At 60.8% G+C, this 16,262-nt stretch carries 10 protein-coding genes, 1 tRNA gene, 1 other RNA gene and 1 pseudogene; 11 read left to right on the forward strand and 2 right to left on the reverse strand.

Annotated elements, in window-relative coordinates; genetic code table 11:
- Window positions 1-105: 105 nt before the first annotated feature.
- The 9 genes and pseudogenes from ON14_RS12505 to ON14_RS12545 all read left to right on the forward strand — a co-directional run bounded on the left by ON14_RS12505 (window position 106) and on the right by ON14_RS12545 (window position 11,297).
- Window positions 106-1,959, forward strand: coding sequence for an ABC transporter ATP-binding protein (locus ON14_RS12505; protein ID WP_010205585.1), 1,854 nt, complete (start codon window positions 106-108; stop codon window positions 1,957-1,959).
- Between the two features lie 67 nt (window positions 1,960-2,026).
- Entirely contained in the window at window positions 2,027-2,620 is a 594-nt protein-coding gene (locus ON14_RS12510; protein WP_010205587.1) for an ArsR/SmtB family transcription factor, read from the forward strand.
- Window positions 2,617-3,897, forward strand: a complete 1,281-nt coding sequence (locus tag ON14_RS12515; protein WP_081503569.1) for an MFS transporter — start codon at window positions 2,617-2,619, stop codon at window positions 3,895-3,897. The genes ON14_RS12510 and ON14_RS12515 overlap by 4 nt, the downstream gene beginning before the upstream one ends.
- A gap of 75 nt (window positions 3,898-3,972) precedes the next feature.
- On the forward strand, window positions 3,973-5,202 hold the full coding sequence (locus ON14_RS12520) for a multidrug effflux MFS transporter (RefSeq protein ID WP_010205590.1): 1,230 nt from the start codon (window positions 3,973-3,975) through the stop codon (window positions 5,200-5,202).
- Between the two features lie 136 nt (window positions 5,203-5,338).
- Window positions 5,339-5,980 carry a phosphatase PAP2 family protein gene (locus tag ON14_RS12525; RefSeq protein WP_039742834.1) on the forward strand — a complete coding sequence of 214 codons (642 nt, stop codon included), beginning with the start codon at window positions 5,339-5,341 and terminating at the stop codon, window positions 5,978-5,980.
- 318 nt (window positions 5,981-6,298) lie between these two features.
- Window positions 6,299-7,854 (forward strand): annotated as a pseudogene (locus tag ON14_RS12530) (helicase HerA-like domain-containing protein).
- A gap of 274 nt (window positions 7,855-8,128) precedes the next feature.
- Window positions 8,129-9,403 (forward strand): ABC transporter substrate-binding protein, encoded by a 1,275-nt coding sequence (locus ON14_RS12535; RefSeq protein WP_010205594.1) that lies wholly within the window; start codon window positions 8,129-8,131, stop codon window positions 9,401-9,403.
- A 74-nt stretch (window positions 9,404-9,477) separates the two neighbouring features.
- Complete coding sequence (locus ON14_RS12540; protein ID WP_010205596.1) at window positions 9,478-10,368, forward strand: carbohydrate ABC transporter permease; 891 nt, start codon at window positions 9,478-9,480, stop codon at window positions 10,366-10,368.
- A complete protein-coding gene (locus ON14_RS12545; RefSeq protein ID WP_010205598.1) occupies window positions 10,365-11,297 on the forward strand; it encodes an ABC transporter permease subunit in 933 nt (310 codons plus the stop codon). The genes ON14_RS12540 and ON14_RS12545 overlap by 4 nt, the downstream gene beginning before the upstream one ends.
- 69 nt (window positions 11,298-11,366) lie before the next feature.
- Here the strand turns inward: ON14_RS12545 and ON14_RS12550 are convergent, their stop codons facing one another.
- Both ON14_RS12550 and ON14_RS12555 read right to left on the reverse strand, forming a co-directional pair.
- The gene (locus tag ON14_RS12550; protein ID WP_202800951.1) at window positions 11,367-11,897 is read right to left on the reverse strand and encodes a hypothetical protein; all 531 of its coding nucleotides are present in this window, start codon (window positions 11,895-11,897) and stop codon (window positions 11,367-11,369) included.
- A gap of 174 nt (window positions 11,898-12,071) precedes the next feature.
- Window positions 12,072-12,156 (reverse strand) — tRNA-Ser (locus tag ON14_RS12555).
- A gap of 144 nt (window positions 12,157-12,300) precedes the next feature.
- Here ON14_RS12555 and ffs point away from each other — a divergent pair.
- Both ffs and ON14_RS12560 read left to right on the forward strand, forming a co-directional pair.
- Window positions 12,301-12,397: signal recognition particle sRNA small type (gene ffs / locus ON14_RS15540), an RNA gene on the forward strand.
- Window positions 12,398-12,517: 120 nt separating this feature from the next.
- Window positions 12,518-16,243: an SCO7613 C-terminal domain-containing membrane protein gene (locus ON14_RS12560; protein ID WP_158000094.1), complete on the forward strand. Its 3,726-nt coding sequence runs from the start codon at window positions 12,518-12,520 to the stop codon at window positions 16,241-16,243.
- The last annotated feature ends 19 nt before the right edge of the window (window positions 16,244-16,262 follow it).

Below are 16,262 nucleotides of genomic sequence, written 5' to 3' on the forward strand. Positions count from 1 at the left end.
TGACCTTGGTTGCCCGCCGAACATCGTTTGACGGTTTCTCGCACAGCGCACTCAAGCGCTGTGCGATTGGCCGTTAAGGGGGCAACGGCAAACTAGTCTCGAACTATGAGCACAGCAGGCAGCCCCCGACGCGGCGGCAGAGTCAGCGGCGGCGACTACTCAGCTCAAAAAGCCGAGAACGCGGCCGCACCAAAGATCCCCCACCTCCTGCGCAGGATCGCCCAACTATTCGAGCCGCATCGTGCGACGCTCATCCTCACCATCACGCTCGTTCTCATTGGTGCTGCCATCAGCGTGCTTCCGCCACTGCTCACCAAGCGTGCATTCGATGAAGGCCTATTTCCGCCAGCTGGCGACCCCAACATCCCGATCCTCATTCAGCTCGTCAGCATCATGGTGGCGCTCTGGGTTTCGTCCGCGGCACTAGGCGTCTGGCAGACCTATCTCACCGCCACTGTCGGCAACAAAGTAATGGGTGCCCTTCGGGTGCGCCTATTTGATCAACTGCAGCGGATGGAACTCGCGTTCTTCACGCGAACCAAAACCGGCGTCATCCAATCCAGACTTCAGAACGACGTCGGTGGAGTCGCCGGCGTGCTCAACAACACCGTGTCCAGCATCATCGGGAACACAGTGACCGTCATCGCTGCCTTCATCAGCATGCTTGTGCTCAGCTGGCAGCTCACCCTCGTCGCGATTATCGTTCTGCCGGGCATCGTGATCGCTCAGCGTCGAGTCGGCCAAGTTCGCGCCCGCATCGCCACAAAGACGCAAGAGTCGCTCAGCAACATGACCGCGATCACGCAAGAGTCGCTCAGCGTTTCGGGCATCCTGCTCTCGAAGAGCTTCAATCAGCAAACGGTTGAGACCGAACGCTACTCGCAGGAGAACGATCAACAGGTCGACTTGCAGGTTCGCCAGCAGATGAGTGGGCAGTGGTTCTTCGCGACCGTCAACATCTTCCTGTCAATCATTCCCGCCATCGTCTATGTCGTCGCCGCGTATCTCATCGCTGGCGACGTTGACGTGACCGCCGGCACGATCGTGGCATTCACGACGGTGCAAGCCCGGCTGATGTTCCCCCTCCTGGGGCTCATGCGCGTTGCGCTTGACCTGCAAACTTCCTCAGCGCTCTTTGCCCGCATCTTCGAGTACCTCGACCTCAAACCGGCAATCACTGACAAGCCCGACGCGCACGCTGTGCGCCAAGATGCCTTGGGTGCTGTCGAGTTCGAGAACGTCACCTTCCGCTATCCCGATGCCGAGGCCTCCACCAAGGCAACCCTCGAGTCCGTGAGCTTCTCGATTGAAGCGGGCCAGTACGCGGCGTTTGTCGGCCCCTCCGGCGCCGGGAAGACCACCGTTTCTTACTTGATCCCACGACTGCACGAGGCCAGCTCAGGCCGGGTGCTCTTTGCGGGGGACGATGTGCGCGATCTTTCGCAAGACTCCCTCATCCAGAACATCGGAATCGTCAGCCAAGAGACTTACCTCTTTCACGCCAGTATCGGCGAGAATCTCGCTTATGCCCGGCCCAATGCGAGCGAAGAGCAGCTGGAGGCAGCTGCGCGAGCCGCCAATATCCACGACACCATCATGTCGTTCCCCGAGGGATACGCGACCATCGTGGGGGAGCGGGGTTACCGGCTATCCGGCGGCGAAAAGCAGAGAATCGCCATTGCGCGCGTGTTACTCAAAGACCCCAGTGTGCTCATCCTTGACGAAGCCACAAGCGCTCTCGACTCCATTTCTGAACGCACCGTTCAGGGAGCACTCGACACCGCGACTCGTGGGCGCACCACGATTGCCGTGGCGCACCGGCTGTCCACAGTGCGATCGGCTGACGTGATTTTCGTCGTTGACGGCGGCTCGATCGTGGAGCGGGGAACACACTCCGAGTTGATCGCCCGCGGTGGGGTTTATTCGCGGCTGTACGCGGAGCAGAACCGTATCGACTAGTTTTTGGTGATCTCTTATTTACACAAGAACTATTGCACAATGGTTCTTGTGTAAATAATGTAGAGGTATGAACGATGACAACGTCTCGCCAGGCTCTGCAGCAACCTCGGTTCCGCTCGATAGCATCACGCGGATGCGGGCTCTCGCGCATCCGCTCCGAATGACGTTGCTGGCCGAGCTGCGCATCACAAGTCCGGCCACCGTCGGCAGGCTTGCCGTCATAGTTGGCGAGTCGGCAGGCACCGTGAGCTACCACTTGAAAGCACTTGCCGCTGGTGGGTTCATCGAACCCGCCGTCAACGCGTCAGGGGACCGCCGCGAAACGTGGTGGAGGGCGAGTCACGAGTTCACCGGACTAAGCGCAGCAGAACCAGAAACATCTCCGGAGTTCAGAGAGACCACAAACCAACTGCGCCATCAGTCGTTCGACATCTTGGCCGCCGAGCTGCATCGAGCGGTGGAACGAGAGCGCGAACTGCCCGAAGAGTGGGTAAAAGCATCAGGGTCATCGGATGTTGCGGCCTTTCTTACTGCAGAAGAACTAGCAGCGGCGGCAGCAGAACTCGAGGCCGTCTTGAGCAAGTGGCACGCTCGCAGCGACCGCACGCGCGCGGAGGCTCAGGCGGTGTACCTCATTGCCCACGCTATCCGGCGACCATGAGCAGGATGGACGTGCCGAGCACGCCAGACGTGCCGAGCGAATCGTCGAAGGACGCCGGTCAGTCAGCGGTCTGGCCCCTGATCGTGTTGCTCATCGCGCACGGGCTTTCGCTCGTCGGCAACGCCGTAACGGTGATCGTCGTGCCGCTCTATGTTCTCCAACTGACGGATTCGGTTGCAGCGACTGGGGTGGCCGGGGCCTTCGCAACGGTGCCGATGATTATCGGCGGCGCAGTGGGTGGTGTGTTGGTCGACCGCTTCGGCTTTCGTCGGGCAGCGGTTCTGGCAGATTTGGCCAGCGGGCTCACCGTGTTGGCCATTCCCTTGCTGGCCCTGACGGTGGGTCTGCCATTCGGCGTTCTACTCCTTCTCGTCTTTCTCAGCGGGCTGCTTGACACTCCGGGGCGTACAGCGAAGGAGGCTCTGGTGCCTGACTTTGCGAGTGACGCTGGAGTGCAACTGACCCGTGCCGCCGCCGCTAGTTCGGCAATCTCTCGATCGGCGATGCTGGCCGGGGCTGCTCTGGCCTCAGTGCTCTTGGTGTCAATCGGGGCTCTCAACTCGCTGTTCATCGACGCCATCACTTTCTTCGTGTCTGCTGTTTTTATTGGAATCATCCTTCCGCGCGCCTCGTCGAGTTCGGCTGCGGACGTAGGCATCATGCCGGCCGGGGTGTGGGCAGAGTTCGTCGAAGGGGTCAGATTCGCGGCTCGAACCCCAATCATCCGCAGCGTGGTGTTGCTCGTCGTCGTCACGAATCTGATCGATGCCGCCGGTTTTCTCGTGCTGTTTCCGGTGTACGCGCGTACTGTCACGCCCGACGGCTCTCTGCTCGGGCTCATCATGGGTTCATTCGCAGCGGGTGCTTTGACCGGTGCTCTAGCCTTCGCAAAGTTCGGCCACCGGCTGCCGAAGAAGGCGCTCCTTGTTGGGGGTTTTCTCATCGCCGGTCCGGTTCCCTACCTGGCGATGCTCGCGCACTGTGCCCCACCGTTGCTTCTCGCAGCGATGATGATTGCGGGCCTCGCCGCTGGCTCGATCAATCCGCTTCTTTCGGCAACGCTCTACGAAGTGGTGCCCCGTGCGCTGCGCGCGCGGGTACTGGGGGCGCTAACTACCGGTGTTACCGCTGGCATGCCGCTGGGCAGTCTTCTCGCTGGGTCAACGGTTGAGTTGTGGGGATTAGTTCCCGTACTGCTGGGCGCAGCCCTGTTTTACGCGATCGTTGCCCTGAGTCCACTTTTCGGAACGTCGTGGTCGGGGCTCACGCAGGCGTAGGCTGGGTTAGCCCTCGGGGTTGCGGGCGCACTCATTCTGCCGCGCCCACTGGGCCTTCTCCTAGCAAGGATTCGTTTGACTACCGTCGTTCATCCCGGTGACTCGCTCTCTGCACGCCAACGCCTCGTCTACGTTCTGGTGTTAGGCGCATTGACCGCGCTCGGCCCTTTCACGGTCGACCTCTACCTGCCAGCATTCCCGCTCATTGAGGCAGATCTGGAAACGACCGCGGCAGTTGTCCAGCTGACGCTGACGGCAACCACGCTCGGGTTTGCGCTGGGGCAACTCATCGTCGGTCCGCTGAGTGACCGCTTTGGACGGCGGCTTCCGCTCATCGTGGCCACGAGCGTGCACCTGATTGCGAGCCTCGGCGTCGCGCTCGCCGGCGACATCGAGATGCTATTCGTCTTCCGCCTTGTGCAGGGCATGGGTGCTGCTGCCGGTGCCGTTGTCACGATGGCCATCGTCCGCGACTTGTTCGGGGGCTTGCCGCTTGTGCGCATGCTTTCGCGGCTAGCCCTTGTTCAGGGGTTGGCTCCGATCTTGGCCCCGCTCATCGGTTCCCAGCTGTTACTGATCACTCCCTGGCGCGGAATGTTCGTATTCTTGGCCATCTACGGAGCGCTCGTATTGCTGGCGGCCTGGTTCTTCATTGTCGAAACCCTGCCCCCTGCTCGTCGTCGCGACCTAGGTCACGCTACGGCGCGTGATCGCTACAAGGCACTCTTCACGGACAGAGTTTTCGTGGGCACCGCAATCATCGCCGGCATGACATTCTCGGGGCTATTCGCCTACCTGTCGTCATCTCCGTTCCTGCTCCAGAATGTTTACGGACTCGATCCTCAAGCGTTCGGACTCGTTTTCGCCGCTAACTCCGTTGGCGTTGTCGTGGGGGTTCAAGCTAGCGCCTTCCTTATGCGCTACATCGGCCCTCAATGGATCCTCGCTGGCGCGGGGGTCGGGTTGCTGCTTTCGGCATCCACAATTGTCTTCTTGGATGTCGTTAACGGTGATCTGTTTGCCGTACTCATTCCACTGTTCTTCTTCGTCATGTTCTGCGGTTTCTCGTTCCCCACGACACAAGTGCTTGCGCTGGCGAACCACGGGGGAGAGGCGGCGACTGCTGCATCCGTCTTGGGGGCAGTGAACTTTGGGCTAGCCGGACTCACGTCACCCATCGTCGGCTGGTTCGGAATCACCAACGCGATTCCCATGGGCATCGTGATGGCCTGCACGGCAACGGTGTCGATCATCATCATGTGGACCGTGGTGCGTCCGCGAACGGTGCCCGCGCTCTCGCGCTAAGGAGCTCACGCGTTGAGGAGCTCAGGCGTTGAGCGTTACTGCGGCACGGGCCGACGCTGCGCACCGCGAACTTCGCGGACTTCGGCGAGCTGCGCAGTCAAAGCATTTGCTGAGGTTCAGGTATTAGCGTGGTGTGGTGCAGAAACAGCTCTCTCATGCCGACGCCCGTCGCGTAACAAATCATTGGCCGCTCATTAGTGGGGTAGGGGCGTTAGCTCTTGCCGTACTGCTCGGGGCCCTAATAGCGACCCGTAACAGCCCGCTCAGTATCGACCAGTTGGTTCTCACGGATTTCGTGAATATCCGCTCCAGTTTCTTCACGGGTGCGGCGTTGGTGATGAACTTCATCGGTGGCGGCTGGTTTGGGGTCTTCCTCGTGCCGCTCGGCGGCGCGCTGGTTTTTCTGCTCGTCAAACGCCGTTGGGCCGCACTGTACTTTGTTAGCGCCTCCGCGCTCAGTGCCGGAGTTGTTCAACTGCTCAAGGTCACCTTTGGTCGTGCGCGACCTACCGAGATTTTGGTTACCGCCGATCTTGGCTCATTCCCCTCGGGGCATGTAGCGAATGCGGCAACGCTTACCGTGGTTCTGATCATCCTGTTGCAGCGCCGTTGGGTATGGATCATCGGCATCGTGTATACGATCCTGATGATTCTTAGTCGCACCTATTTGGGGGCGCACTGGATCAGCGACACCATCGGCGGGGCTCTAATTGGTGTCGGCGTTGCCGTGATTCTGGCGGCCCCTTTCGCTCGAAAGCTCTCCGCCGAAACTGGCTGACGATTGACAATCAGAGGAGCGCTGGGCCCCGCCACTCTCTAGGCTAGAAGAATGACGGATGCCGCAGCCCAAGTAGAAGCAGCCAAGAAGGCCTTAGCCGAAGCGCAGGCCGCGCTCGCGGCTGCCGAAGCGGCGTCGGCGTCGGTAGCCGCCGAGGCGCAGGACCTGCTCGAGAAGACTGCCGAGCCAACGACGGCTGAGCCAGCTGACGCCGAGCCAAAGACGGCCGAAAAGCCCGACCCCGTTGAGGGCCCGCTCACCACAGCAGAGGTTTCTGCTATTCGCGATGGTTACGCTTTTGAGGGCGAGGTGCTCGAGATGGGGGCACTCGTCAACGGTGATGCTCTCGTTGATGTTCCTGTGCGCATCCCGATCGCGATGCTCAATCGTCACGGCTTGGTCGCGGGGGCAACGGGCACGGGAAAAACTAAAACGTTGCAAGTGTTGGCCGAGCAGCTTTCGGCGGCGGGTGTTCCCGTGTTCGCGGCAGACATCAAGGGTGACCTTTCGGGGATCGCGACCGCGGGAACCTCTAGTGAGAAGCTGTTGGAGCGCACAGATTCGATCGGTCAGGACTGGCAGCCGGCGGCATCTCCGACCGAATATTTCACGCTCGGCGGTGTGGGTACTGGTGTGCCGATTAGGGCCACGGTGTCGAGTTTCGGCCCGCTGCTTCTCTCTAAGGTGCTTGGCCTGAACGACACCCAAGAGTCGAGTCTTGGCCTAATTTTTCACTATGCCGACACGGCTGGGCTTCCTCTAGTGGATCTCAGCGACTTGCGTGCCGTCGTGCAGTGGCTCGTCAGTGACGAGGGAAAGCCAGAGTTGAAGAACCTTGGCGGGCTTTCTTCGGCGACTGCAGGCGTCATTCTGCGTGAGCTGATCAGCTTTGCGAATGAGGGTGCGGATGCATTCTTTGGTGAGCCTGAGATCGATACGTCGTTATTTTTGCGCACGAATGCCGAGGGCAAAGGCATCGTGAGTCTGCTCGAGATTCCGGGCGTGAACGATAAGCCTGCGCTTTTTTCCACATTTTTGATGTGGCTGCTTGCTGATCTCTTCAATGACCTGCCTGAGGTGGGCGACATCGACAAGCCCAAGCTGGTGTTCTTCTTCGACGAAGCTCATTTACTGTTCAAGGATGCGTCGAAGGATTTCATCGCGTCGATCACTCAAACTGTGCGCTTGATCCGTTCTAAGGGCGTTGGTGTGGTCTTTGTGACCCAGACCCCGAAGGATGTGCCGAGCGATGTTCTCGCTCAGATTGGTTCTCGTTTTCAACACCAACTGCGGGCCCATACGCCGGATTCGGCGAAAGCGCTCAAGGCGACAGTCTCGACGTACCCAACTTCGGGCTATGACCTGGGCGAAGTGCTCACCACACTGGCGACCGGCGAGGCGATCATTACGGTGATGAACGAGAAGGGTGCCCCCACTCCGGTGGCGTGGATCGCTTGCGGGCGCCGCGGGGGTCGATGGCTCCGACTGATGCTGCGGTGATGGCAGCAGCGGTTGCGGCCTCCCCGCTGATGGCGACTTATGGCACGGCGGTGGATCGTGAGTCAGCGCGCGAGATTTTGGCGGTCAAGATGAACGCCGCGGCCGACGCGGATGCTGCGCTCGAGGCGGCAGAAGAAGCGGAAAAGTCGGCGAAGGCCACAGCTAAAGAGCAAGCAAAAGTGCAGGCCGAGTACGAGCGAGCGCTCAAAGATATGAACCAAAAGTCTGCGCCGAAGTCGTCTACGCGCACAACGACACGTTCGTCGACGCGCAAGCAACCCAATGTTTTGGAAGACGTCTTGGGTTCACGAACTGGACAAACAGTGGTGCGCGAGGTCTTGCGCGGAATCTTTTCTACGCTCAAGCGCCGCTAGATCGGCTCCTCGTCGTCTGCGGCATTTCAGGCCCGGTCTCGCATCCTTTGGGTGGCTAGTTCCCTGTATTTACGGGCAATTTCTACCCTAGAGCCGGCGCCACCACCGCTCGATCACGCCCCGTTATGAACGCCGTTGCCAAATCGTGATCAATGAATTTCGTAAAAAGTGGTTGCGTTCACTTGTCAAACCCAACGTCGGCACAGTTTACTGGGCTAGGTCCGATTCACTTCTTGAACGGAACAGCACTCACTTTCCAATGGAGGAACACAGAATGCGTAAGCCACTTTCCATTATCGCCGGGGCGGTGGCCTTAGGCCTCGTTCTGGCGGGCTGCTCGAGCGACACCGGAACCACCGACCCAGAGAACGCTAACCAGGTTGAAGTATTCACCTGGTGGGCATCAGGGTCCGAGAAGGTCGGCCTCGATGCTCTCGTTAAGGTTTTCGAAGAGCAGAACCCTGATGATGAATTCATCAACGCGTCTGTTGCTGGCGGCGCCGGCTCCAACGCAAAGGCTGCCTTGGCGTCACGCCTCGAAGCCAACAACCCGCCGGACACGTTCCAGGCTCACGCCGGAGCCGAGCTCACGGACTACATCAACGCCGGTCAGCTTCAAGACCTCAGCTCGTTCTTCCAAGAGAACGGCCTCACCGACGTATTCCCCGAGAGCCTGATCGAGCGCATCACTGTTGACGGTGCGATCTACTCTGTGCCCAGCAACATCCACCGTGCAAACGTCGTGTGGGCCAACACTCAGGTGCTCACGGATGCGGGCATCGACCCGCAGGCAGCGCCTGCTGACATCGACGCCTGGCTCGCAGACCTCGCCAAGCTCAAGGCTGCTGGCGTTGAGACTCCTCTGGCCCTCGGTACCGAGTGGACCCAGATGCAGCTCTTCGAAAACGTTCTCATCGCCGACCTCGGTGCTGACGACTACTCGGGACTCTGGACCGGCGACACCGCGTGGGACGACGCTGGCGTAGAAACCGCCATCGGCCACTACGGTGAGCTTCTCGAATACACCAACAGCGACTTCGCTGGTCTTGACTGGGATGCCGCAACGCAGATCGTTCTCGACGGCAACGCTGCGTACAACGTCATGGGTGACTGGGCCGAGTCTGCATTCCAGCAGGCTGGCTGGACCTACGACAACGAGTACACCACGTGGGCAACCCCCGGCACCGAAGGAGTCTTCGACTTCCTTGCTGACTCGTTCACGCTCTCCGTTGGTGCCCCTCACGAGGCAGCAGCACTCAACTGGCTGACGACCATCAGCTCCGCTGAAGGCCAGAAGGCATTCAACCTCGCCAAGGGTTCAATCCCGGCTCGCACTGACACCGTTGCCGCTGACTACCCCGCGTACCAGCAGACCGCTATCAAGTCGTTCGGTGAAGACACCGTTGTGAGCTCGCTCGCCCATGGCGCAGCAGCCAGCATCGCCTGGTCGGGAGATATCTCCTCGGCTATCGGTAAGTTCGGCGCTGACCGCGATGGTGACTCGCTCCTGTCGGGACTCGTCGCCGCCGCTGACAAGGCTCAGGGCTAACTAGCACTACGAGAAATTGTGGGTGGGGGCAGCAATGCCCCCACCCACTACCGTGCAAACCGAGGAGCTCGCGCGTGAATAAAGGGTATAGAAACTGGGGGCCACCGCTCCTGCTGATCGCACCGACGATCATCGTCATCGGCATTTTCGTTTATGGCCTGATCGGCGCCAACATTTCGGTGTCGCTCAGCAATCGGCACAGTCTTGTGCCAGCAACCGAGTTCGTAGGACTCGACAACTACTTTGCGCTTTTTGCCGAAGAGCGCTTTATCCACTCGCTGCAAAACCTCGGTGTTTTCACCGTGTTCTTCATCGTGGGAACCATGCTTTTTGGCTTCATTTGGGCGTGGATGCTCGACAAGGGCGTCACCGCAGAGGGTGTCTTTCGCTCCGTATTCCTGTTCCCGATGGCCATCTCGTTCGTGGCATCCGGTGTCGTGTGGCGCTGGTTGCTCAACAGTGCCGAGGGTGATCGTGCATCCGGATTGAACCGAATCTTCGAGATCATGGGGCTCGACTTTCTGCAGAACGCCTGGTGGAGTGAACCGGGATGGGGCATGGCCGCAATCGCTCTTCCCGCAATCTGGCAGCTTGCCGGCTACGTTATGGCGCTCTTCCTCGCCGGGTTCCGTGGCATCCCTGAAGAGCTGCGCGAAGCAGCCCGCATGGATGGCGCAACCGAGTGGAAGCTCTACCGCTACGTGATCTTCCCCCAGCTCAGCCCCGTCGCCCTCTCGGCCCTCATCATCGTCGGCCACATGTCGCTGAAGGTCTTCGACCTCATCATGGCGATCACGAAGTCGATCTACCAGACCGAGGTTCCCGCAACCTACCTGTGGGTTGCCCTCACCGCGAACGACTACGCAAAGTCCGCAACGATTGCGACGATCCTGTTGCTCTTCGTCGCCGTGCTGATCGTTCCTTACCTGATCTATACGGCCCGAGCAGAGAGGAAGCAGCGATGAGCGTCGTCACTGAGACTAAGAAGAAGCCCAACGTCTCCCGCAACACAGAGATGCCCGGGCAGTCGGCGCTCAAGACGCGCAAGCGACTGAGCCGCACCGTCAAATACGTCTTGCTCGTGCTGTTCCTGATCGTCGTGTTGATGCCCGTCTACGTGCTGATCGTTACGAGCCTCAAGCCGCCGCAGGACGTTAACCCCGCCACCTCGTGGGGGCTACCCGTTCGCTGGCCCTGGGAGCCCGCGCTTGAAGGCGGCCCCACCGGCTTCGACAACTGGGCACTTGCCTGGAACGCGTTGTCGGCATCCATCGGTCGCACGTTCTTGCTGGCGGTTCCCGCCGCACTGATCGCATCATTCCTCGGAGCGATGAACGGTTTCGTGTTGGCTCGCTGGCGCTTCCCGTACGCCGACATCGTCTTCACGGTCATCCTGTTCGGAATGTTCATTCCTTACCAAGCGATCATGACCCCGCTGGTGCAGATGAAGACCACGCTGGGCTTGCCAAGCGATATCTCCACTCTGCTCATCGTTCATGTCATCTACGGTCTGCCGATTTGTACGCTGATCTTCCGTAACTATTACGCGAGCATCCCGCACGAGTTGATGGAAGCATCGCGCATGGATGGCGCCGGAATGCTGCGCACTTTTGGCAGCATTGTGTTGCCACTGTCGCTGCCGGGCTTCGTGGTGACGATCATCTGGCAGTTCACGTCAGCGTGGAACGACTTCCTCTTCGCTCTGTTCCTCTCGAACCAGAACGAGGGGCCTGTGTCGCTCTCGCTCAACAACCTGGCTCAAGGCGCTCAGTTGGCTAACTATGGCGCTGCCATGGCTGGCGCGCTGCTCGCTTCGCTGCCCACCCTGATCGTGTACATCGTGCTCGGAAAGTACTTCGTCGGCGGACTCATGAGTGGGTCAGTCAAGAGCTAGTTCTCCGCACGGCCGATGCCGCGGAACCACAGGTCGCTTCGGCGGCCGTGGGGCCGCGGCATCCAGCGTTTAAGCTCTGACGACCTGGATGAGCGCCAGCGCGCCCATCAAAATCGCGGCCGTAGCGGCGGTGCCGCCAATCGCAATAAGCGCAACGAACACCGGGTGGCGCTCCATTATGTAGAGAGCGTGGGGGTAGTCCTCCCGAAGCTCACCGGTGGAGACAGCGCCCGGGATGCTGAACACGGGAACCGAAAATTCAGCGGTGACCGTATCCATGTCTTTCTGTGTCCAATATTGCCCACGCATTCGGAGCAATCGCTTGTTGTCGGCGCCCAAGAGAACGAGCTGTGGCCGGGTCTCTGAGCCATCGCTGGTGTAAACCTCAGCGAGCAGAATTGATTCGACGTCGGCCTTGTCGAACTGAGTAATCCGCCCAAAGAAGAAACCACGCTCGGTAACCAGAGGCGAGTTGGGGCCAATCCAAATGGCGCTGCGAAAATAAGCGACGGATGCCGCAGCTGCTGCTGCGATGGCGACACCATTGGTGAGGGCCACGGCAAGCCATGGCCCGCCGGGGGCCGTGAGCGCGTAGAGCACTCCGAAAACAGGAACGGTAAAAACAAGTCCCGAGATTAATCCGCGTCGGAATAGCAATCGCGGCGGATTCAGCTGCCGACGAGGATCATTTCGAGAAGGTTTGCTGCTGGCAGGCTCCTGCGTCAACGGCGATCCCTTCGTTCGTGCGCAGCGCGCGATAACAATGGGTAAGTGCGGAGAATGGGGGATTCGAACCCCCGAGGGCTTGCACCCAACACGCTTTCCAAGCGTGCGCCATAGGCCACTAGGCGAATTCTCCTGGCGAGTTGAACACGCATAAGCGAAAACAACCTCAAGTGATCATAACGGGGTGGACGGTTCTGCGGTAATCGACGACGCGTGGCGCGAAAACTCGCCGGCATTCTGCGCGATCGCGAGCGGCCTCAGATTTGGGTAGACTGGTTTCGGCTCCTCGCGTGGCGCCATCCAGGCCAACTCCCCCAGGACGGAAACGTAGCAAGGGTAACCGGGCTCTGGCGGGTGCGCGAGGGGTCTTTTCTTTTGTCTGACCGAATTCACCCTGTCGGGCCAGATCATCCTCCGCGTCCTCGATCGCACTGCCGTCGAAAGCTTCGGCGTGCAGCGCTTCGGAATGGCTTCAGGCTCCTATGATGAGGAACATGAATAAAACTTGGAGTGACGCTGCCGTCCGCGCGCTTCAGGCATGGGATAAGTGCCCATGGTGTGACCGCGCTCAAGTGCACGACGGCGTCTGCGCCCATTGCCGCGCCGATCTACGCACCGAGACAGCCCTCGAACTTGCTGCGGCCTCGAAAGCTGCCGTCGCGGCCCTCGAACACCGGCAGGTCATCCTCAACCGGATTCTTATTGCGGAGCGGCCTCAGCCCGGCGCAGTCTCCACCACCGCAGAGACAGCCCCTGCACCGACAGCCCGCGCAACGACAGCCCGCGCAACGACAGCCCGCGCAGCGACAGCCCGCGCAGCGACAGCCCGCGCAGCGACTGCCTCCGCGGCCACCGCCATCGCTTCGACCGCCAAGCCCTCACTAGGCTCGGCTTCATCGTCGCGATCCACAATCAGCGTCCAGTCGGTGCTCGCCGTTGCCGGTGCTGGGCTCTTTGCGGTCGCGGCGATTGTCTTTACTTTCTTCAATCCCGACCTCACTGATGTCGGCACACGCACCACCGCTATTGCCATCATCACCATCGTGTTCATCTCGGCGGCGTGGCTGCTCGCTCGCGCCACACTCCAATTTTCTGCGGAAGCGGTTGGTGCTCTCGGGATGGTTTTCGTCATTCTCGACATCTGGGCGATTGCTGCCCAGACTCCCGCACCGCTCGGTGGGTATGGCGCCGCTGCGATCGCCACACTTCTCGTCTCTGGATTGTTCGTCGTACTCGCTACTGTGCGCCGAATGCGCGCGTGGCTCTGGGTCGGCCTCGTGGGGATCACCATTACGCCAGCTCTTGTCGGCTATGCGATCGATTCCCCGTGGTCTGTAGTACTTGGGCACCTCGGTGTTGGCTTTGCCGCTCTGCTCGTCCACGAACTCGCGCGCACTCTGGGGCGCCGTTTCGAGAGCACGCTGCGTGTAGACCATGCCACGGCAACTGGCCTCCAAGCGCTCAGCCTCGTCGTCGTGGTTGTTGGACTTCTCTGGCTGCCTTCTAGCGACACCGGTGCGTGGATTCTCGGTATGTCCGCCGTCTTCGCGGGGCTCGGGGTAATGGCATTGGTGAGTACCCGCAACGCGCTCGCGCCGCTGTGGAGCGTTGTCGCCGGTGTGTTCGTCGTCGCCTCTCTGACGATTTTGCCGTTCGCCGCGGTGACTGACGACACCGAGCGATTGGTAGCTCTTCTGCCCGCGGTCGCCGTTGGCTGCCTCGCGCTGTTGGCAACGGCATCTCGCGCCACGGTCGCCCCACGAGTCGACCGTGCAGCTCTGCTTGGTGGCGCGGCAATAATTGTGGTGCTCGCAAGCGTCCAGTCGGTGCTTATTGTGCTCGGTCAAGCGTTCTCGGCACCGGTACGTCTCGTGCCGTCCCTCTTGGGTGGCGCGGCAACTCTCGGTGTATTGGCTCTCGCGGTGGGGCTCATCATCGTCAGCATTGCATGCAGGACTCGTGCGCTCGGTCTTCTTGCCCTCGCCGTCGCGTTCGGTGGGCTCGTCGGCCTCACGACGTGGGGTGAGCTTGGCGACGTGACTCGCGTTTCTCTCGCGCTCTCAGCGGGCATTGCGCTCAGTATTCTCACGATCGTGCTTAGTCGTGTCCCCCGTGTTCCGCGCGGTGTCACACGGATAACTCTGGTGTTTGCGCACGTACTCATCGTGCTTGGCGCAGCGATGACAACCTCCGACCGGATACTGGTGGTGGTCGGCGGGCTCGGCGTGGTCGCGGCAGTCGGTGCGCTTACTTCTGCTGTGCCCCGCGCGGTACAACCGCTCCATGCGGCCGTCGGGTTCGTCTACGCCCTCGGCACTTTCGCGTACTTCCTTTCGGAATTCACCGTTCTGTCGGGGCTGCCGACAGTCATCGGCTTGACGGCAACCCTGGGCCTCGCCATCGCAATTGTTCTCACGGTCAGCCGTGCTGTTCCTGTGCGCTTCTGGGCCGCAGCGCTCGTCGTTGCCGCAATACCTTTTGCTCTCAGCATCGGGGTGCTCTTCTTTGAGATCAGCGGCTGGGTGGGACTCTCAGCAGCAACGGCGTTTGTGCTTGCCGCCATTCTCACCGTCATTCACCGAGCAGGGGTGCAACTACTGGTGCGCGTAGGGGCGGCAAGTCTGCTCGTGCCGACTTTCACCGTGGTGATCATTTCGGTCGTGCCCCAGTTCGTTGAGCAGAGCACCTCGCCCTTTACCCTGCCGATCACGGCGACGCTCGTTGCACTCGTGCTTCCGACTACTGAGCTCGTCGGTCGCAGCTTGCGCAAACTCGGGCACACTGAAGCGGAGACGCGCGGCGTGCGCCTCGCGCTCGAAGTATCCGCTCTCGTCACCGGTGCGATCGCTGTCGTGCTTACCCTCGTGCGCACAGCAACTGATTTCGGCACCACCTTCCTCGTGCTCGCAATAATCGGTGTCGGCGCGGTCGCGACCGGGCTGTTCCTCAAACGTCGCTACGCCTGGATCGTCGCCTACTTCAGCTTCACCGGCGCGCTGTGGTCGCTCCTTGCTCTCAATCAGGTCGAGCTGCTCGACGCGTACGTGCTGCCACCAGCACTCGTCGCGGCCCTCATCGGTCTCATTGCAGTGTGGCGCGGTCGACGTGGCCTCAGTCTCTACGCTGGTGGACTTGCTGTGGCGGTTGCTGCCCCGCTGCTCGTCCTTGTTGTCGCCGGAAATGGCCCGGCAGAGAACCCCATCGAGTGGCGAACGATCGCGATAATCATTGCCTCGTCCGCGCTGCTTCTCGCGGGATCGTTGCTTGCACTCATCCCAGAATCTTCACGGCATGCAAACCTGCGTCGATTGCGCGAGGCAACGATCTTTGCTGGGCTCGGTGCCTCTAGCGCCGGCCTCGTTCAAGCGATTCGCTACGGCACGGGTGCAGACGACGCGCACCTTCCGGAACCTCAGGCAGTGATGATTCTGGTGCTCGCCTTCGGACTTATCGCGACGGTGCTCGCTGCCGCCGCTGCAGCGATGCTGGCTTCATCTCCGCGACTTGCTAGCTCGCGGTTGCTCGCTGTTCCCGCACTCGCCTACTTTGTGCTTGCACCGGTCTCAGCGTTCAGACATGGTCCGGTCTTTCCGATAACACTGCTCGTAGTCATGGTGCTCGTGCTGCTGTTCATGATCGCCACCGCGCTGCGCGCTCGTAATCGCCTGACCGCTTTGCCGCCAGTGTGGCTCACGTTTATCTTCGCAACGATCGCGGGCATCGCCGGCTGGAGCGAGCACTCGATCTTCCGAGTCGAGCCGTTCTCGCTCACGCTCGGTGCGGCACTCCTGACTGTGGGCATCATCGGCTGGCGCAACCCTGTTGAGGCAACACCGACCCTCAACTCGTGGCCGCGCGGCCAGCGCGGATCGTGGAGATTGCTCGCGCCAGGAATTTTTGTGATGCTCGGCACGTCAGTGCTTTCCACGGGCACTGACCCGCAGACGTGGCGGGCCATCCTGGTGATCGGGCTTGCGCTCGTCGGCATTCTGCTCGGCAATCGCCTGCAGCTCGCCGCGCCATTCGTGATCGGAATCATCACTCTTGCCGTCGAGAACGTCGTCGTCTTCGCCGCGCAAATCGGAACAACGATCGACGCCGCAACCTGGTGGATCACTCTCGCCAGTGCCGGCGCCGTGCTTCTCGTGCTCGCAGTGTCGACAGAACGTCGTGCCAGCGGAGAGCGCGGGGTTGCCGCTCGAATGCGCGACCTGCGGTAGCGGCCAGTGGCGCTACTTA

This window comes from Salinibacterium sp. PAMC 21357, assembly GCF_000247645.1.
GTDB lineage: Bacteria > Actinomycetota > Actinomycetes > Actinomycetales > Microbacteriaceae > Rhodoglobus.